The sequence below is a fragment of the Perlucidibaca sp. genome (assembly GCF_057084925.1).
Map to the genome: position 1 here is coordinate 1 of NZ_JBXMRC010000009.1, position 17994 is coordinate 17994.

Annotated in this window: 23 protein-coding genes and 1 other RNA gene; 6 read left to right on the forward strand and 18 right to left on the reverse strand. The window is 56.5% G+C overall.

Features of this window, described 5'->3' with window-relative positions:
- The first annotated feature begins 44 nt into the window (after positions 1-44).
- The 3 genes from AC14IB_RS02375 to AC14IB_RS02385 all read left to right on the forward strand — a co-directional run bounded on the left by AC14IB_RS02375 (position 45) and on the right by AC14IB_RS02385 (position 1969).
- Positions 45-590 (forward strand): LemA family protein, encoded by a 546-nt coding sequence (locus AC14IB_RS02375; protein WP_484230495.1) that lies wholly within the window; start codon positions 45-47, stop codon positions 588-590.
- Positions 591-662: 72 nt separating this feature from the next.
- Positions 663-1466, forward strand: a complete 804-nt coding sequence (locus tag AC14IB_RS02380) for a TPM domain-containing protein (RefSeq protein WP_484230390.1) — start codon at positions 663-665, stop codon at positions 1464-1466.
- A complete protein-coding gene (locus AC14IB_RS02385; RefSeq protein WP_484230391.1) occupies positions 1466-1969 on the forward strand; it encodes a TPM domain-containing protein in 504 nt (167 codons plus the stop codon). The genes AC14IB_RS02380 and AC14IB_RS02385 overlap by 1 nt, the downstream gene beginning before the upstream one ends.
- Before the next feature lie 6 nt (positions 1970-1975).
- Here the strand turns inward: AC14IB_RS02385 and AC14IB_RS02390 are convergent, their stop codons facing one another.
- The 9 genes from AC14IB_RS02390 to AC14IB_RS02430 form a co-directional block, all read right to left on the reverse strand.
- Positions 1976-2371: a DUF1499 domain-containing protein gene (locus AC14IB_RS02390; RefSeq protein WP_484230392.1), complete on the reverse strand. Its 396-nt coding sequence runs from the start codon at positions 2369-2371 to the stop codon at positions 1976-1978.
- An 89-nt stretch (positions 2372-2460) separates the two neighbouring features.
- Positions 2461-3639: a vWA domain-containing protein gene (locus AC14IB_RS02395; protein ID WP_484230393.1), complete on the reverse strand. Its 1179-nt coding sequence runs from the start codon at positions 3637-3639 to the stop codon at positions 2461-2463.
- Positions 3640-3654: 15 nt separating this feature from the next.
- On the reverse strand, positions 3655-4503 hold the full coding sequence (locus AC14IB_RS02400; protein WP_484230394.1) for an AAA family ATPase: 849 nt from the start codon (positions 4501-4503) through the stop codon (positions 3655-3657).
- 84 nt (positions 4504-4587) lie between these two features.
- Positions 4588-4914 carry a hypothetical protein gene (locus AC14IB_RS02405; RefSeq protein ID WP_068858823.1) on the reverse strand — a complete coding sequence of 109 codons (327 nt, stop codon included), beginning with the start codon at positions 4912-4914 and terminating at the stop codon, positions 4588-4590.
- Positions 4911-5237 (reverse strand): YcgL domain-containing protein, encoded by a 327-nt coding sequence (locus tag AC14IB_RS02410; RefSeq protein WP_484230395.1) that lies wholly within the window; start codon positions 5235-5237, stop codon positions 4911-4913. Before AC14IB_RS02410 ends, AC14IB_RS02405 begins: the two co-directional genes overlap by 4 nt.
- A complete protein-coding gene (rnd, locus tag AC14IB_RS02415; protein WP_484230396.1) occupies positions 5234-6406 on the reverse strand; it encodes a ribonuclease D in 1173 nt (390 codons plus the stop codon). The genes AC14IB_RS02410 and rnd overlap by 4 nt, the downstream gene beginning before the upstream one ends.
- Complete coding sequence (locus AC14IB_RS02420) at positions 6406-7566, reverse strand: acyl-CoA dehydrogenase family protein (protein WP_484230397.1); 1161 nt, start codon at positions 7564-7566, stop codon at positions 6406-6408. The genes rnd and AC14IB_RS02420 overlap by 1 nt, the downstream gene beginning before the upstream one ends.
- 51 nt (positions 7567-7617) lie before the next feature.
- Positions 7618-8016 (reverse strand): DUF6713 family protein, encoded by a 399-nt coding sequence (locus AC14IB_RS02425; RefSeq protein WP_484230398.1) that lies wholly within the window; start codon positions 8014-8016, stop codon positions 7618-7620.
- 30 nt (positions 8017-8046) lie between these two features.
- Positions 8047-8247 carry a hypothetical protein gene (locus tag AC14IB_RS02430; protein WP_484230399.1) on the reverse strand — a complete coding sequence of 67 codons (201 nt, stop codon included), beginning with the start codon at positions 8245-8247 and terminating at the stop codon, positions 8047-8049.
- A 196-nt stretch (positions 8248-8443) separates the two neighbouring features.
- On the opposite strand from AC14IB_RS02430, the gene AC14IB_RS02435 reads away from it, so the two are divergent.
- Positions 8444-9250, forward strand: a complete 807-nt coding sequence (locus AC14IB_RS02435) for a helix-turn-helix domain-containing protein (RefSeq protein WP_484230400.1) — start codon at positions 8444-8446, stop codon at positions 9248-9250.
- Between the two features lie 10 nt (positions 9251-9260).
- Here the strand turns inward: AC14IB_RS02435 and AC14IB_RS02440 are convergent, their stop codons facing one another.
- From AC14IB_RS02440 to dnaX, 4 genes are read right to left on the reverse strand one after another with little or no spacing between them, the layout of a single operon-like run.
- Positions 9261-9869: a DJ-1/PfpI family protein gene (locus AC14IB_RS02440; protein WP_484230401.1), complete on the reverse strand. Its 609-nt coding sequence runs from the start codon at positions 9867-9869 to the stop codon at positions 9261-9263.
- Between the two features lie 37 nt (positions 9870-9906).
- Positions 9907-10503: a recombination mediator RecR gene (recR, locus tag AC14IB_RS02445; RefSeq protein ID WP_484230402.1), complete on the reverse strand. Its 597-nt coding sequence runs from the start codon at positions 10501-10503 to the stop codon at positions 9907-9909.
- A 3-nt stretch (positions 10504-10506) separates the two neighbouring features.
- Entirely contained in the window at positions 10507-10836 is a 330-nt protein-coding gene (locus AC14IB_RS02450) for a YbaB/EbfC family nucleoid-associated protein (protein WP_484230403.1), read from the reverse strand.
- A 25-nt stretch (positions 10837-10861) separates the two neighbouring features.
- Positions 10862-12595 (reverse strand): DNA polymerase III subunit gamma/tau, encoded by a 1734-nt coding sequence (dnaX, locus tag AC14IB_RS02455; protein ID WP_484230404.1) that lies wholly within the window; start codon positions 12593-12595, stop codon positions 10862-10864.
- 180 nt (positions 12596-12775) lie between these two features.
- Between dnaX and AC14IB_RS02460 the strand changes: the two genes are divergently transcribed.
- On the forward strand, positions 12776-13999 hold the full coding sequence (locus tag AC14IB_RS02460) for an alpha/beta hydrolase family protein (protein ID WP_484230405.1): 1224 nt from the start codon (positions 12776-12778) through the stop codon (positions 13997-13999).
- Positions 14000-14057: 58 nt separating this feature from the next.
- Here the strand turns inward: AC14IB_RS02460 and AC14IB_RS02465 are convergent, their stop codons facing one another.
- From AC14IB_RS02465 to AC14IB_RS02485, 5 genes are all read right to left on the reverse strand, one after another.
- A complete protein-coding gene (locus tag AC14IB_RS02465) occupies positions 14058-14348 on the reverse strand; it encodes a sll1863 family stress response protein (RefSeq protein WP_068858794.1) in 291 nt (96 codons plus the stop codon).
- An 88-nt stretch (positions 14349-14436) separates the two neighbouring features.
- Complete coding sequence (locus AC14IB_RS02470) at positions 14437-15702, reverse strand: BaiN/RdsA family NAD(P)/FAD-dependent oxidoreductase (protein ID WP_484230496.1); 1266 nt, start codon at positions 15700-15702, stop codon at positions 14437-14439.
- The gene (locus tag AC14IB_RS02475; RefSeq protein ID WP_484230406.1) at positions 15683-16099 is read right to left on the reverse strand and encodes a hypothetical protein; all 417 of its coding nucleotides are present in this window, start codon (positions 16097-16099) and stop codon (positions 15683-15685) included. The genes AC14IB_RS02470 and AC14IB_RS02475 overlap by 20 nt, the downstream gene beginning before the upstream one ends.
- A 40-nt stretch (positions 16100-16139) precedes the next feature.
- An RNA gene (gene ffs, locus AC14IB_RS02480) (signal recognition particle sRNA small type) lies at positions 16140-16235 on the reverse strand.
- 99 nt (positions 16236-16334) lie between these two features.
- Positions 16335-17303 carry an alpha/beta fold hydrolase gene (locus AC14IB_RS02485; protein WP_484230407.1) on the reverse strand — a complete coding sequence of 323 codons (969 nt, stop codon included), beginning with the start codon at positions 17301-17303 and terminating at the stop codon, positions 16335-16337.
- Between the two features lie 96 nt (positions 17304-17399).
- Between AC14IB_RS02485 and AC14IB_RS02490 the strand changes: the two genes are divergently transcribed.
- Positions 17400-17930, forward strand: a complete 531-nt coding sequence (locus AC14IB_RS02490) for a methylated-DNA--[protein]-cysteine S-methyltransferase (protein ID WP_484230408.1) — start codon at positions 17400-17402, stop codon at positions 17928-17930.
- Positions 17931-17994 lie beyond the last annotated feature (64 nt).

Consider the following 17994-nt stretch of genomic DNA (forward strand, 5'->3'; position numbering starts at 1 on the left):
AACGCTCACTTTTTGCTTTCTTCGCCCTACTCACTTCGCTGCTGATGACCAGCTGCGGCTACAACACATTGCAGGCGCAGGACGAAGCCATTAAGGCCAGCTGGGCCGAGGTGCTTAACCAATACCAACGGCGCAGCGATTTAGTGCCCAACTTGGTGAATACGGTGAAGGGCTACGCGTCGCATGAAAAAGAGGTTCTGATTCAGGTCACCGAGGCGCGCGCCAAAGTCGGCAGCATTCAAATGGATGCAGACAGCGTCAATGACCCGGCCGCTCTGAAACGCTTTAGCGAAGCCCAAGGCGGGCTCACCTCGTCATTGTCCCGACTTTTGCTGGTTACCGAGAACTACCCGCAGCTGAAGTCCGATGCCTTATTCCGCGATTTACAGGCGCAACTAGAAGGCACTGAAAACCGCATTACGGTCGCGCGTAACCGCTACATTCAAGCCGTGCAAAGCTATAACACCACGGTTCGCTCCTTCCCCAGCAACCTCACCGCCATGGTGGTTGGCTTGCAGGTTAAGCCGAGCTTTACCGTTGAAAATGAAAAGGCAGTAAGCACCGCACCTGCCGTGAACTTCGGTCAATAAGTGCGGGCTTTCGGCGCTGTTCTGTTCAGGCTGAGCTTGGGCCTGATATTAAGTATCAGCTCAGCGCTGAGCATGGCGACATCTGAGCTCTCGCCTGCCAGCCTTAGCTCAGAAATCCCTGTTCCCGCCTTGCAGCAGCGGGTCACTGACCTGACCCAAACGCTCAGCGCCAGCGACCTGCAAACACTGGAGCAGCGACTAGCCGCTTTCGAGCAAGAAAAGGGCAGCCAGCTTGCGGTGCTCATGGTCGCTACTACTGAAGCTGAGGGCATTGAATCCTTTGCGATTCGCGTCGCAGAACAATGGAAACTAGGCCGCAAAGGTATCGACGATGGCCTCATCCTCGTCATTGCTAAAGACGACCGTCGCTTACGCATCGAAGTGGGCTATGGCCTAGAAGGGGTGATTCCAGACGCCATTGCCAAGCGCGTGATCAGTGAAACCATCGTGCCTCGCCTGAAAGTGGGCGACTATGCCGGTGGTATTGATGCAGGCATGACACAGCTCATGGCGCTGATTGACGGAGAGCCACTCCCTCCTCCCTCACGTCAGGCTTCAGAGTCCTCAGAAAATAACCCACTGGGCATGGCGCTGATGGCCGCGATGGTGGTCGGGCAAATTTTACGCAGCCTACTGGGGCCTGTTTTAGCCGGCGGCATCATTGGGCTGGGCTTGTTTGGGCTGACCTGGCTCATCACAGGCGCGCTGGGCATGGCCCTCATGCTCGGCTTGGGCGGATTTTTTGTCACGCTGCTGGGCATTATGGGCTTACTGAATCAAGGCGGCAGACGCGGCGGGTTTGGTGGAATGGGCGGTGGTGGTTTTGGCGGCGGCGGTGGTGGTTTTGGTGGCGGGGGAGCATCCGGCAGATGGTAATGCAACGATTGAAACGTATGCTTAAACACGGCCTAAGCAGTGACTGGCAGCGGCGTAGATGTTTCCCCAGTCAGAGCTTGGATAAGATCGAGGCGGCCATCCGTGACTGTGAGTCGGCTCATGCCGGTGAGATTCGCTTTGCCGTGGAAACCGCGCTGCCCTTTCGGGCGCTGTGGCAAAACCAATCACCGCGCGAACGCGCCATAGCGATTTTTGCACAGCAGCATGTCTGGGATACCGAACACAACAATGGTGTCTTGGTTTATGTCTTATTGGCCGAGCGGGATGTAGAAATCGTTGCCGATCGCGGCGTGGGGAATACGCGGGTCGATGCCCGTGAGTGGGAGGCCTGCTGCCAGGTGATGGAAGAGCACTTCCGCCGAGGTGAGTTTGAGGTCGGTGCTGTTGCAGGTATTCAGGCCGTAGCAGCCGTTTTGCAGCGGCACCCACCGGCCCTGCCCGATGCATGCAATGAACTGCCCAACAGCACCATCCTGCTCTAACGGCGTTTAAAGCTGAGATCGAATCGCTTCAATGCGCTTGCGGTTTACACCCAGATCGCTGTAGCCCAAACGCGACGCTGAACGCACATGCACCACGCCGCGATCGGCATCGAGTGCAAACTCCACATCATCCACATAGCCCATGAGCGGGCTGGTGAATTCGGCATACACGTAGCTAGGCGTTTGCTGAATCACCTTAGCCCCTTTCTGCGCCGCTACCACTTTAGCCACCTTGGCGAAGTATACGTTGGCATCGCCCTGCACCTTAAACGGCAAAATAGCGGCGTAATGGCCGGGTGCCGCCTGACTATTTACCGAGTTAGGCTTATTTGAAGGGGGCTTCAAATAGCCGTTATGAAAGCCCAAATCGGTGGGTCTGCTGCCAGAGAATAGTCCCATCATACTTCCCCAAGAGTTTGCGCTGACGCAAAGCATCAGCAGGAAAAAAAGGCCGGTGCGGCGAGGTGCTGTCATTGTTATTGGCTCACGATTTATTTGCTCAAATAACGCATAGCGTCTTCGATGCCTTTCAGCGTCAAGGTATGCATGCGGTTTTCCAGCAGCTGCAACGTCATTTCCGTCGATGGCGTCATCTTCCAGTGCTTTTCCGGCTCCGGATTCAGCCACACCACTTTCTGAAAATGATTGGTTAAGCGTTGCATCCAGACTGCGCCCGGCTCTTCATTGAAGTGCTCTACCGAGCCGCCCACCGACTGGATCTCATAGGGCGACATGCTGGCATCGCCAATAAAGATCACGCGATAGTCCGAGGCATACTTGTGGATGATGTCGTAGACCGAAGTGCGCTCGCTCCAGCGCCGGAAGTTGTTCTTCCACACCGACTCATAGAGAAAGTTGTGGAAGTAGAAGAACTCCAGATGCTTGAACTCAGTTTTGGCAGCCGAGAACAGTTCTTCGCAGACACGCACATGCGGATCCATGGAGCCGCCCACATCAAAGAACAGCAGCACTTTCACCCGGTTGCGACGCTCAGCGACCAGCTTGATGTCGAGCATACCGGCGTTGTGGGCGGTGTGGCGGATGGTGTCATCGATGTCGAGAATTTCTTCCGCGCCCTGTCGCGCAAAGCGGCGCAGACGGCGCAGCGCCAGCTTGATGTTGCGAATACCGAGTTCAACATTATCATCGAGATTACGGAACTCGCGCTTCTCCCAGACCTTGACCGCGCTCTTGTTGCGCGACGGCCCGGCCATGCGGATACCTTCCGGATTCGCGCCGTAAGCGCCAAACGGTGAAGTACCGCCGGTGCCGATCATCTTGTTGCCGCCCTGATGGCGCTTTTCCTGCTCATTCAAGCGCTCCATGAATTTCTTCAGCAGCTCTTCCAGCGAACCAGCCTTCTGCAGCTCGGCCAGCTCTTCCGGCGACAGCTGCTTTTCCAGCTCTTTACGCAGCCAGTCTTCCGGGATCTGCTTGCTCAGATCGTCCATCGACACGCTATCGAGGCCATCGAAGTAAGCCTTAAACGCACGGTCAAACTTGTCGAAATGGCGCTCATCCTTGACCAGCGTGAGCTTGGCCAACTGATAGAACGCCTCTTGATCGGCATAGACTAAGCCGGACTTCAGCGCCGCATTGAGGTCGATGAGCTCACGAATGCTGGTCGGCACTTTGAAGTCACGTAACGTCTGAAAAAAATGGACCAGCATGGGAGCGCCCTCGCCTTACTGTGCGGTTTCGCGTCGATTCATAAAGGCTAAACGCTCAAGCAGCGCCACGTCGGCTTCGTTCTTGAGCAGCGCACCGTAGAGCGGTGGAATCGCCTTACGGGTGTCGCGGTTACGTAGAATGTCTTCCGGAATATCGTCAGACAAAATGAGCTTCAGCCAGTCGATCAGTTCCGATGTGGTCGGCTTCTTCTTCAAACCCGGCACTTTGCGCAGGTCAAAGAAGATATCCAGCGCGTCTTTAAGAAGCTGCGCTTTCACATCGGGGTGATGCACTTCCACGATCTTCTTCATAGTGTCGGCATCGGGGAACTGAATGTAGTGGAAGAAACAGCGACGCAGGAAGGCGTCTGGCAATTCTTTCTCGTTGTTCGAGGTGATGATGACGATGGGACGCTGCTTGGCTTTGATGGTCTCGCCGGTCTCGTAGACAAAGAACTCCATCTTATCGAGTTCGGTGAGCAAATCGTTCGGAAACTCGATGTCGGCTTTATCAATTTCATCAATCAGCAACACCACACGCTCTTCCGCCTCAAAAGCTTCCCAGAGCTTGCCCTTCTTGATGTAGTTACGGATGTCGTGGACGCGCTCGGTGCCGAGCTGGGAATCACGCAGACGAGAAACCGCATCGTATTCGTACAGACCTTGCTGGGCCTTGGTCGTTGACTTGATGTGCCACTGGATCAGGCGCACACCAAAGGCTTCGGCGACCTGCTCGGCCAGCAGGGTCTTGCCGGTACCGGGCTCGCCCTTGATCAGCAGCGGCTTCTGCAACGTAACGGCAGCATTGACCGCAAGCGACAGCTCCGGCGTGGTGATGTAACGGTCGGTCCCGATAAAGGCCATGGTATTCCCTCAATAAATTCACAATCAAAAATGCAGACTAGCGTGATGCAGACTGCGTGTCAGCCGAACAAGGATTCAGCGAAATTAAATCGACTCGCGACGACGCCGAGCTGCATCGAGCACTAATGCCAAACCACCAAACAAAAACCACGGCAATATCGCCTTAAACACACCCAGCGGCGACTTCATGAGTAGCTGCAATAAAACCAGCATGAGCGCAGGCGCTAAACTCAGATTGCCCTGCTCGGCGAGCAAGGCGGGGCTAAACAATACCACCAGAAAAAACAGGCGCGCGAGCCGTTCACTGTTGGGGAACCAAACCGCAAGGTGAGGCGTAATAAAGACGCGATACAACACGGTGGCCGCCGCCAAATACAACAGCCAACAAATCAGGTAAATCATCCAGCTCATGATGATGACTCCGAGTCGGCGTTATCCGCGGCCGAGCGACGACGCCAGGCCGGCGCGTCTTGCGCATGGGCACTAAACGATTCCGGAGGGGGTGGCATCTGCAAATAGAATTGCTGACTCGCCAATTTTTCCAAGACCTGCTCAATATCGGCACGGGCCAGCTTGCGTTCCGGCACTAAGAACATATCCGTGACATGACGCGGTGTGCCGAACATCTGCATCAAAACCTCAGGTACCTGCTTCAAGCCCACGGCTTTAGGCACGTACAAATACATTTCATCTTTCTTCGAGCTCTTATAAATCGAGCACAGCACAGGACTCATGACACTTTCCTCATACGCGACCACTGCGCCAATTCATCGCGATAGCTTAGCAGGACTTGCTCCACGCTCAGACTGAGTAACGGCGCGCGCCAACCCGGAATTTGCGCAATACCGGCGGCAATATCGTGATCAACAGCAGCCAACACGACCTTATCGGCCAAACGTTTGCGCCATAGAACATCCAATGGCAGTTGCACGGTTTGAGCGACATCCGCCAAGCCCTGCTTGAGCGCATCATAAACGCTACTGGCCTCGCGGGGCAGCGGCGGTGAAAGTCGCGATGGCAACGCCGCTTCCGGCAAGGCACGCGCCGCAGCGACTAACGCCAGCAATTCGGCGCCATCGCGACGCGCCACGCGAGGATTCAGCTCAGGAATGCCTTGAAAGTCAGCGGCATTTCTCGGCTGACGACGAGCCATCTCAAACAAAGACAGTGGTTTTAGTAAATGCCCACGCGGCACATCGCGCGCCACCGCTTCTTGTTCCCGCCAAGCCATCAACGCCTGCAGCACAGCAAGCTCACGCGGCGATAAACGCCAGGCATTGCCATGTTCCTGGTAGCAGGTCTCAGCATTCACTGGCTGGGCTAAACGGCAAACCTCCGCGCATTCCGCCGCGTAAATTGAGGCCAGTCCCCGTGCCTGCAAGCGCTGCATGAGCTCAGTATAGAGTGCTGGCAGGTGGCGCACATCCAAGGCCGCATAGTCGAGCTGATGCTGAGTTAAGGGCCGCTGCAGCCAGTCCGTACGTGAGGCATCCTTGGGAATCTCAATGTCCAGCACAAGCTGCAAAGCTTTCTGATAACCGACCTGCAAACCCTCGCCGAGCATCGCCAACGCAATTTGGGTGTCGTGGATGGTGCCGAGACCTTGCGAGGTCAGCGGCGTCAGCACTTCCAGATCTTCCGAGCAAGCATGCAGCACTTTCAGCGGACCTTGCGGGCCAAGCACGGCATCGAGCATGCGCAGATCAGGGATGGCAATCGGATCGACCAGCGCCTCGCCCTGCCCGTCGCCGAGCTGGATCAGCCCGATCTTCGGGTAAAAGGTATCGACGCGGATGAATTCGGTATCGAGTGCGAGGGGTCGGGCTTGCAGCCAGCGCGGCAAGGTCGCTTGCAGACCCTCCGCGCTGTCGAGGTAAAGCGTTTCTGACGCAGTTTGATTCACTAGAGTTCCAGTTGTTTGGCAATCACTTCGTTCATGATCTCGTAAGTACCGCCGCCAATCGAGAGAATTCGGTTGTCGCGGTATAGTCTTTCGACCAGTGACTCGCGCATGAAGCCCATGCCGCCGAAAATCTGCACCGCCTCGGTGGTGACAAAGTCGCTGGTCTGGGTGGCGAAATTCTTCGCCATCGACACTTCCTTAATCGACGGGATGCCTTCGGCGATGCGCGCGCCCACGCGATAGGTGAACTCTCGGCTGGCTTCGAGGCGCGGGGCCATGTCGGCGAGCTTGTGGCGGATGATCTGCATCTGGCTCAGATGCTTGCCGAAGGCCTGACGCTCACGCGCCCAGCGTAAGCTTTCCTCGAGCGCCAGTTGCGACGTCATATTGGCCATCACGGCCAAATTTAGACGCTCCATCTGGAAGTTGCTCATGATCAGCAGGAAACCGGCGTTTTCGCTACCGATCAGATTTTCCGCCGGCACAATAACATTGTCGAAAAAGATCTCGGCGGTGTCAGATGCCCACCAGCCCATCTTCTTCAACGGTTTTCCGGTGGACACACCGGCACGCGAACGCTCGATCAGCAACAGGCTGATGCCGGCATAGCCAGGCCCGCCGGTGCGCACGGCGGTGACATAGAAATCGGCACGGATGCCAGAGGTAATATAAATCTTACTGCCGGTAACGACATAGTGATCGCCATGCTCATCACTGTGACTGCGCACGGCGCGGGTCTTCAGACCGGCCACATCGGAACCGCCGGACGGCTCGGTGATGGCCAGCGCAGCGATCATGTCGCCAGCGAGTACCGGCGGGATGAACTTGTCCTTCAGTGCCTGGCTGCCCCATTTCTCGAGTGGCGGCAGCGCGATATCGAGCGAACCGAGGCTGGCCGCAAACCCACCCGAGCCACAGCGCATGAGCTCTTCGGTAACCGCGATTTTTAGAAACACATCATCACCGGTTCCGCCATAAGCCGGGTCATGGCCCACACCCAGCAGTCCGGCATCACCGGCTTTTTTATAGATTTCGCGTGGAAAACTGCCGGCCTCTTCCCAATCATTGATAAACGGTAGGATTTCGCGCTCATTGAATTGGCGGGCCGTGAGACGAGCCTGCTCGTGAATATCGTTGAAATAATGCGTGTACAGACTCATGAAAATACTCCCAGACGCCGCGAGGAATAGCGGCGTGACCGGGCGGTTCTATCATTCAGCTGTCGGTGCATCAAGCAATTTGTGTCGGCTAAGCCAAAGAAAATAAAAGGCCAACACAGCGGCCCCATAAATCAGGCTTTGCGACAGCAGAGAATGAAACGTGTAAAGCGGATCTGCACTTAAACGAAAGTGCAGACCGGCGTGAATGACCGCAAAGATAGCGAGAGCTTGCTCAGTGCGGTCACGCACCGAAACGTTTGCATGCCGCATCAAGGCCAGTAACGCTGCAAAGAGCGGGACATGGAGCAAAACAAACCAAAACTGGCCTTGAGCTGGGGGCAAATCGCGTAGCACATAAAGTAAACGCCATTCGGACTGGGCAACGGCATCCAACTCATGTGTCATCAGCATCGCTAACAACACATAAAAAACGTAATTTCGCAGATTCAATTGAGCCTCCAAAGATTCAAGTTAGGCCGATTAGCGTGTGGCTGATGGCTTTTTAGTGAGCAAATACAGCAAGGGGCCAAATGAGCCCAGCATCAGCGTGGCCAGCAGCCAAGGCCAGGCGTTTCGCCCTGTGGTTTGAGCATCACGCCACAGCCAAACCATGACCAAGGACAATGCAATCACCAGATCAATAAAGATCTGCATACCCGCCAGACTTTGCAAAGGCGACATGAAAAGGCCGATTTAACCCACCTCTCGCAGGGCCATCACAGTCAGTGCGCCAAATAAAAAAAGAGTGATTGTTATGAGTGTGCGCTGCATGGTGCTACTCCTGAGATTAGGTGAACCGACTATCTCGACATTAGGTTATGGCCGCAATTACCTCAGAGGTCATTGAAAGGTTGGAGTACTGTGGTTGAATACCCACATGAATACACAGCCTTTAAATCACCTCACCCACACCCTGCAACGAGCTCGCCGGGCAAAACGCTATAGCCAACTGGAGCTGTCGCTGCGCTTGCAAATTTCGCAACGTCATCTCAGTTTTGTTGAAAGTGGCCGAGCCAAACCCAGCCGTGAGCTACTCATGGCCTGGCTACAAGAATTGGAGACACCTTTGGTGGTGCGCAATGAGGCCATGCTGCAAGCAGGTTATGCGCCTGCCTACAGTGCCGCCCCGCTCAATGACCCTTCGTTGGCGCAGGCAAATGAGGCGCTGACTCAGCTGCTGAACGCCCATGACCCCATGCCCGCGCTTGTCATCGACGCCGGCTGGAACTTATTGCACATGAATCGTGGCGGACAATGGCTCACCGCAACGCTGATGCCTTGGGCGGCCAATTTGCCCGCCGACATGCCCGTGAACTTGCTGGATGTGATGGCTCACCCAGAAGGCCTGACAAAACACATGACTAATCTGGCTGAGGTAGGGCCAACGCTGCTGGCTCACCTTCGGCACGAGGCCAGCATGCAACCGGGAATCGACGAAAAAGTAGATGCGTTCGCGGCGCTGTTACGCGAACGTTTAGGCTCATCACACCTATTTACAAACGTGCGGCCTAGTGCCCCGATTCTCACCACGCGCTTCGCGACGGCCCATGGCGAGCTGGCGTTCTTTAGCATGTTCACGACCTTTGGCACGCCACAGGACATCACACTGGCATCGCTGCGGGTAGAGCATATGTTTGCGGCCGATGACGCCACACGAAACGTAATCAACGCGCAGCTAACGTGATTATTTGCGGTTAACTAACGTTTTCATTCCAAACAACATCCATTTGTTTGGCCGTGAGCAGTGCCAGCTCACGACTGACCAAACGCTCAACCAAATGCAAGCTCATGTCGATGCCAGCCGATATACCCGCCGAAGTCACGATTTTGCCCTCATCTACCCAACGCGGACCGGCCACCACCGTGACGGCCGGATAGCGCTCACGCAACGCTGCGATGTCTTCCCAGTGCGTGGTCGCGCTGACGCCCTGTAATAGCCCTGCTTCAGCCAACAAAAAAGCCCCCGTGCAGACGGATGCGGTCAATTCACTCTGCTGCGACTGTGCAGCAATCCAGCGAACCACCTCGGGCTTTTCCAGTTCAGCATCCACCACGCCGCCGGCAATCAACAACACATCCACCGGTGGGTGACTGGCGAAACCGTAGTCCGGGTGAACCACGAGGCCTGCGCGAGCCTGAACCGGAGCCCGCGCTTGGGCTACCGTAAAAACGGAGAACGGTAATGGCTGGGCGGGGTTATTGCGTTGGAACACACGCGATGCTGTGGTGAAAACCTCGTAGGGGCCTGCGAAATCCAGGACTTCCGCATTGGGGAAAAGGTAAATCGCGATGGCTATTGTCATAGGAGGCGTGTCATAAGCGGCGTGTCTGGCCGCTGAGCTAAACCGGCCGTCGCCCGCTCAAGGCATGCGTCAGCGTGCTACCGCCCAAATATTCCAGCTCGCCACCCACGGGCACGCCCTGCGCCAAACGCGTCACCATCAACGGCAAGCCACGCGTGGCTTCACGCAGATAATGCGCAGTCGCCTCACCCTCCACGCTGGGATTGGTCGCAATGATCAGCTCTTCGATCTCAGGCGTCGCCCGTAAACGCTCGATCAGTGCCGGCAAGCCCAGTTCGTTAGGGCCGATGCCGTCGAGGGGCGATAGACGACCGAGCAGGACAAAATAGCGGCCTCGGTAGCTACCGCTCTGTTCAAGGGCGATAACATCCATGGGACTTTCCACCACACAGAGCAGGTGTTGCTCGCGGCTGCTATTGCTGCAGATATCGCAAATGGGCTGCTCGGTGAGGTTGCGACAGATACTGCAGTGCTCAACATGGTGCAGCGCCTGCTCTAACGCACGGGCCAAGCGCAGTCCGCCCGGTCGCTGACGCTCCAGCAGAGTCAACGCCATGCGCTGCGCTGATTTCGGGCCTACACCCGGCAGAATGCGTAAGGCATCAATAAGTTCGCGCAGCAGCGGGCTAGGCATGGCTTAGAACGGCATCTTGAAGCCGGGCGGCAAGCCCATGCCGGCCGTAGCCGAGCCCATGGCATCTTTACTCGCGGCTTCAACTTTACGCACAGCATCGTTTACCGCAGCGGCAATCAGGTCTTCCAGCACTTCTTTATCTTCGCTGAGCAGGCTGTCATCAATGACCACACGCTTCACATCGTGCTGACCATTCATGGTGATTTTCACCAGTCCCGCTCCGGACTCGCCAACCAGTTCGGCTTTCGCCAAGGCTTCTTGTGCCTGGGCCATCTTTTTTTGCATCTGCTCCTGCATGCGCTGAGCTTGTTGCATTAATTGCTGCATATTCATTGGCTTATATAACCTATCTAAAAAGTTAATGAGGAAGAGTGATGGAGTCCGCAACCAGCGTTGCATCGAATGTGGTCATCAGCGCTTTCACCACCGGGTCTTGGCGCAGTGCCGCCTCGGCGTTGACTAAGCGCTCATTCTGCAGGCGCTGGCGACGCTGAGCCGGTGTTTCTTCGCTGGGCTCAACAAACTCGAGAGGGATGTTGCGATCCGGAAACTGCTGCGCCAGCTTTTGCTGCAACTGCGGCAAGGCTTGACCGCCCGCTAGCATCTGATGGCGTGGCGATACGTGCAGCTCCCAGCGGGTTGGTGAGCGCTCCACCAGCAAGGCATTACGCGCCAAATTAATGGCAGCGCCGGTTAAACCTGAATGTTCAACCCAATCGGCCCAACGCTCCCCTGTCCAAGTGGAAGTCGCCACCGCAGGCTGCACCGCCGCTGGCACCGACGCTGACATAGTGGCCGACACAGCATCTGGAACAGGCTCAGGCTCAGGCTCAGGCTCAGGTTCAGGTTCAGTGGCAGCAACGTGTACAGGCATTACTGGCGCAGCTGGTGCAACAGCCGCTGGTGCAGTAGAAACCGCGCTCACCGTGCTAGCTGCCACCGCGACAGGCGCACGCTGAGTGGGCACGCTCATGACCGCACCACCACTACCACCCGCTACAGCTGGGTTCAGCGGCCGAAAGGCCAACATGCGCAGCACCGTCATTTCAAAGCCCGCACGCGGATCAACAGCCAGTGGTAAGTCTCGACGGCCTTGAATCGCCATTTGGTAATACAGCTGCAAATCTTCGGCAGTCAGCGCCGCTGCGAGATTCAGCAGGCGATCGCGATCACCCTCGGCATTGTCGATAGCATCGGGCACGGCCTGTGCCACCGCCAAGCGATGCAGCACGGTAATGATTTCCCCTAGCGCACCGGCAAAATCAATACTCTGATCGGCCATGCCTGCAACAACGTGCAACAGAGCCGCGGCGTCACCAGCGTGGATAGCATCCAGCACGCGGTACACCAAGTCACGATCAATAGAGCCCAGCAAGCTACGCACTTCCGCTTCGCGCAGCAGTCCCTGACCAAACGCAATGGCTTGGTCGGTCAACGACAAAGCATCACGCATAGAGCCTTGCGCCGCGCGCGCCAGCAACCAGAGCGAGCCTTCATCACTGCTAATGGCCTCCGCTTGCAGCACATGCTGCAAATGCCCGACCACGCGCTCCGGCGTCATGGGCTTCAGCGCGAATTGCAAGCAACGCGACAGAATGGTGATGGGCAGTTTTTGCGGGTCAGTGGTGGCGAGCAAAAATTTGACGTGGGGCGGTGGCTCTTCCAAGGTCTTCAACAGTGCGTTAAACGCGGCCTTGGACAGCATGTGAACTTCGTCAATCAAGTACACCTTATAGCGCCCGCGTGTAGGCAAATATTGTGCGTTATCAATCAGTTCGCGCACATTATCAACGCCGGTGTTAGACGCCGCGTCAATCTCTAGCAGGTCGGCAAAACGGCCATCTTCAATTTCTCGACAACTACTGCAGACACCACAGGGCGTGGCCGTGATGCCGGTTTCACAATTCAGGCAGCGCGCCAGAATGCGCGCAATCGTGGTTTTGCCCACGCCCCGCGTGCCGGTGAGCAAATAGGCATGATGCAGCCGGTTCTGTTCCAGCGCATGGCTGAGCGCGCGCGCCACCACATCCTGTCCGACCAACTCCTCGAAGCGGCGCGGACGGTATTTGCGGGCCAACACCTGATAGCTCATGCGAATATCCGTTAACAATGAAATCTAGCCTATCGTAGCGGATGCTTCGCGTTGGCCCAAGCCATTCGTGACCTGTTCTGGTCAGCAAAATCCGCATGGCGGCACAACTGACAACTCGCTATTGCACAATGACTCATGAGTCGCTACTTTCCCGCATCTTCATTTTTTACAGGGATCGTTATGTCCTCGCCTGCCCAGCGCGTTTCACGAATTGCCAATCAAACCTATCAGCGCGCTAGCAAAATCATTAGCCACCAACCGTGGTGGCTGGGCCTGCCCGAAGACTTTGCGCAATGGCCCGACCGCTTTGATTTAGACACGGTGCCGCAATTGATGGTGCGATCCACTGCCGCCGTCGACACCGTGTTGCGTACGGGCCTAGCCACCCTCGCCGGCATTTTGGCTATTCCCACCACGCTGCGCCCGCGCTTAGTGGCACTCGACAAAGCTAATCGAGGCTTTTATCAGCAGCTTGCTGCAGAGGGAGATGCCACACGTTGCTATCCGAAACCAGCGCGCGGCGTCACCATGACTCGTCACAAGCCCGGATTTTTAGACTACCGACCCGACGTGGGCCATGTGGAGGTGCTGTCCTTCGAGAGCGCCTTCAAAACCCTGAATCCGGCACTGCAAGATCATTACAGCCAGTTCACCCGCAATCGCACCGCTTGGGCCGAACACTGGCAACACGGTGACCGCCCCCGGCCAACCATAATCGTGATTCATGGCTTTACTGCCGACCCGTATTGGCTAAACAGTCGCTTCCTCGCCCTGCCTTGGTTCTATAAGCAGGGCTACGACATCTTACTGGTCACCTTGCCCTTTCACGGTCGCCGCCAAGAGCGCAGCTCGCCCTTCAGCGGCCACGGCTGGTTCTCGCATGGCTTCAGCCACATGAATGAAACCATGGGCCACGCCATTCACGATATTCGCGTCTTTATGGATTATCTGGAAGAACGAGGCGTGCCGCAGATGGGCGTCACCGGCATCAGCCTCGGTGGCTATACCTCGGCCTTGTTGGCCTCAGTTGAAGAGCGCCTGAGCTGCGCCATCCCGAATGTGCCGGTGGTGAGCATCATGGACATTGTGTTGGAGTGGTATCCGGCCAGCTGGATTGCTCGCGCGGGCATGAAGCTAGGAGATATTTCCGTAGCAGAGGCTCGCGCCTCAGTGGCGATTCAATCTGCGCTGAGCTTTAAGCCCAAAATTGAACGTCAGCGGCTGATGTTGATTGCCGGTGCTGGCGACCGCTTTGCACCGCCAAAACACACGCATATTCTCTGGGAGCATTGGCAGCATTGCCGTCTGCACTGGTTTCCGGGCAACCACCTGATTCATCTCGATCAAGGTCGCTACCTGCACGCCATGCGCAGCTTTTTGAAACACATTAAGTTTGTACCCTGAACGGGCTAGTGTGTGCGATGCCGGCTTGTACCAAACGTACAAGCCGGCTTAAACCACCTTAGGACTTGAGTTTGTCCAGCAGGGACTTAACGGTGTTAGTTGCTTCACCGACCAAGCCTTCAACGGTGGCTTTAATTTCGTCCACTTTGCCTTCACCAGCCGTCAGCAGCTCATCAAACTTGCCTTGTGCATCAGCCTGTAGCCCTTTTAGTTTTTCTAACTGATTATTCAGTTCAATTTTAGCGTCAGCACTGGCGCCTTCGGCCTTGGCTTTTAACACCTCGGCTTGTGCTTTCCATTCATTAAGCTGGGCTTGTAACTTCTGCTGGTATGCGTCTAATGCACTCATGATCAACTCCTGTTATCGACAGCGTTATGCGGATACTTTCCGCACAAGACTTATTCTTATAAACCTATGTCTGCACAGGGTAAAGGCCTCACCGACTGAAGGCTGTGGCTAACCAGTCAGCCGCACCCTGCCCAGCAACGCGCCCCGTAGCCCAACACGCCGTTAGCAAATAACCGCCGGTGGGCGCTTCCCAGTCCAGCATTTCTCCCGCACAAAACACACCGGGCATGGCCTGGAGCATGAGCGTGGGGGTGAGTGACGACCAAGCCACTCCGCCAGCCGAACTAATGGCTTCATCCAAAGGGCGCGGTGCGAGCAACGTGATGGGCAGTGACTTCATACGAGCGGCCAGAGCAGCGGCATCGACTAATTCAGACTCAGAAACGACTTCGCGTAGCAACGACGCCTTAACACCTTCCAGTCCGATGCGTTGCCAATGACGCGCCAGCGTGAGTTTTCCGCGTGGCTTTGCTAAGGCCGCGTGTAGCTGGGCTAACGGCATATCCGGCAGCAAATCCAGCACGATTTCCGCACGGCCCTGTGTGGAAATGCGATCGCGAATGGCCGCTGAATGGGCATAAATCAAACTGCCCTCCAGGCCCCATTGAGTCAGCACACACTCGCCTTTACGCGCTGGCATCGATAACCAAGGCAGGTCCAAGCTGATATTTTTGAGCGGCGAGCCGGCCCGTTGCTGCAAAATCGGCGACCAGGCCGCTTCAAAACCACAATTAGCCGGCCGCAAGGGCTGCACGGCAACGCCACGCTGCTGTAACCAAGGTAGCCACGCGCCATCGGAACCTAAGCGAGCCCAGCTGCCACCGCCGAGCGCCAAGACAGTCACGCGGGCTGTCACCAAGCACTCACCCGACGGCCCCGTAAACGTCAGCGCGCCAGACGCATGCCAGCCCGTCCAGCGCTGTCGCGTGTGAACCTGCAAACCTTGGCTGCGCAGACGTTGCAACCAGCGTCGCAGCAGGGGTGCCGCCTTCATTTCCTGTGGGAACACACGCCCCGAACTGCCCACAAAAGTCTGCACGCCAAGGCCATGCACCCAGTCGCGCAACGCGGCGGCATCGAACGAAGAAAGCATGGGCGCTAACTGCGGGGAAGACTCGGCATAGCGTGCGAGAAACGCGTCAGCCGCTTCAGCATGGGTGATATTGAGGCCGCCGATACCGGCGAGCAGTAACTTGCGACCCACCGATGGCATGGCATCGAAGAGATCAACACGATGCCCCGCCAACAACAGCTGCTCGGCGGCCATCAGGCCGGCAGGCCCACCGCCAATAACAACGGCTGTTAGTGGCTCAGCGCCCTGCTCAAGCCAAGGGTCAGTCACGCGATCCGTCATCACGGCCGAGACGCTTCAGTTCGGCAAAACGAACAATGACATAGGCAATCAGCGACACCACGAAGAACACCAGCAGCATCCAGGCAATGCCTTGCAGCGTCTCGATGACGGTGCGGTAAAGCTCCAGCACCCAGCGCTCGGTGGTCAGCGTCAGGATCATGGCGTCCTTATCACCGGCCATGGGCGAGATATAGCGTTCTAAGTCGTAAATGCGCACGCCGGAGGAGATACCCACCACGAAGATGGCGAATTGCATATAGCGCTGCCAGGCCTGAAAAATATCGTCAGCGATGAGGCGTTGCAGAATGCGTTGCAGCGGTTGTGCAAAAGCACGAGCAGCGAGCAAAGAAACCAGTGCAGACAGCACCAAGGTCACAAACAAGAGGGTCAGAAACATAATGCCTCCGCCAACAGGGTAAAGCGGGGTTGGGTGGCAACCCTACCAGCCCGACCTCGGCACAGACTCCATGACGACCGTTGCTTCCTTCCGGACCTGGCGGGATTAACCATTTTGCCTTGCGAGGAGACCGGCAGGGTCACCATAGCGTCACTCATGGCTGAGCGAGCGCGCAGTATAGAGAAAAGCCCCCGCGCTGCAAACGCTGGCGAGCGCTTTTCCGGTTCAAATCAGCTCAATCGCGATTGAAAGCATCGAGCTCTTGCTTGAGTACGCGCATGACCTGCATGGAGTTCACCATTTCCATGTGGCCCACACCGGGCAGCGTAATTTCTCGGCCATAGTGAGCTGCCACGCGAGCATTGCTCTGCGGCGCCACAATGCTGTCATGGGGAGATACCAGCGTAATAAACGGGATCGGGCATGGCTGAGCCTCTGCTTCAGCGGTGAGCGCTGCAGCCCAGGCATTGCCAGGCGTCAGTTGCTGAATAATCGGGCCCATGTTTTCCTTGCCCTCCGCCAGCACCGTGCCATTCAAGGGCGAGCCCACTGCAATGGCTAACGCTGACTTGGCCAAACCACCAAAGCGATGCAGATATAGGCGTATGACCAAACCACCCATGCTGTGGCCAATCAGAATGACGCGCTCGGCTCCTGTGTCCTGCAAGACCTCATCTACAAACCGCGCCAGATGTTCAGCGTTTGGCTCAACACCGGCAAAAATAGGTTCGGGGCTCACGCAATACACTTGACCGTAACCATTGCGCAGCAAGTATTTGCGCCACGCATAGAGGTAGCCACGGTTGGTGAAGAAGCCAGGGACTAGAACGATCGGCAAGCCTTTATGTGGCAGGCCAGACGGGGGATTGTTGGGCACCAGCCAGGGCTCGAAAGCAAACAAGAAGGGATACGTCAGAATGGCCGCCCACCACTCACGTAGCAGCATGGCCACGGTCGCTGCACAGCCAATTTCATGCTCTGCGAGCTTCGGTGAGCGGTTTTTCCACGTGGGCAGCCAGTTACCCAGCGTCATCAGAAAGCGTAAGGACACAAAGACCAGCAAAGAAATGGTCACAACACGGAACGGTGATGCCCCTTGAACCATGACGGCATAGCTACCAATGCCGATATACAGCGCCGCCTCAATGAGGAATGCCTTAAAAAAGCCACGACCATGGCCAGTAAATCCTTGCTCTTGCACCATGAGTGCAGCTCCTTTGTCATTTTTATAAGTAGAGATTGGCGGGCTCAATACCTACGATAGGATAGCTGACAGAACTCGTCCCAGAAAGGCCACGCCATGACTCAACGGTATCGCGACTTGAATAGCCCCATGGGCCCGCTTCGCCTGCTCGCCAATGACACGCACTTCACCGGCCTCGCACTACCCTTTCGTCGTCGCAACGGCGTGCTTCAGCCACTTGCAGCCGCCGAGCCCGACTGGCAACACCACGCCGATCTCCTGCCCTCGGTGGCCGAACAACTAAACGCTTATTTTGCCGGCAAGCGACAGGTCTTTGAACTTGAGGCCTTTGAGTTACCTTGCGCTTTCCACGGGACCGAATTCCAACGCGAAGTCTGGCAGGCCTTGATGCGCATCCCCTATGGCAAAACCTGTTCCTACGGAGATATTGCACGTCACATCGGGCGACCCAATGCGGTTCGTGCCGTGGGCGCTGCCAATGGTGCGAACCCTATCCCAATCATTGTGCCCTGCCACCGTGTGATCGCCGCCAATGGCGCACTGCATGGCTTCGGCGGGGGGCTAGAGCTTAAACAACGGCTGTTGCAATTAGAGCAAGGCCATTATCAAGACTTTAGACTAATCTAAACAAAAGTTCATTTCGCAGACGCTCGTTGGCAAGACAATTTAGATAGACTCCATGGCAAAACCA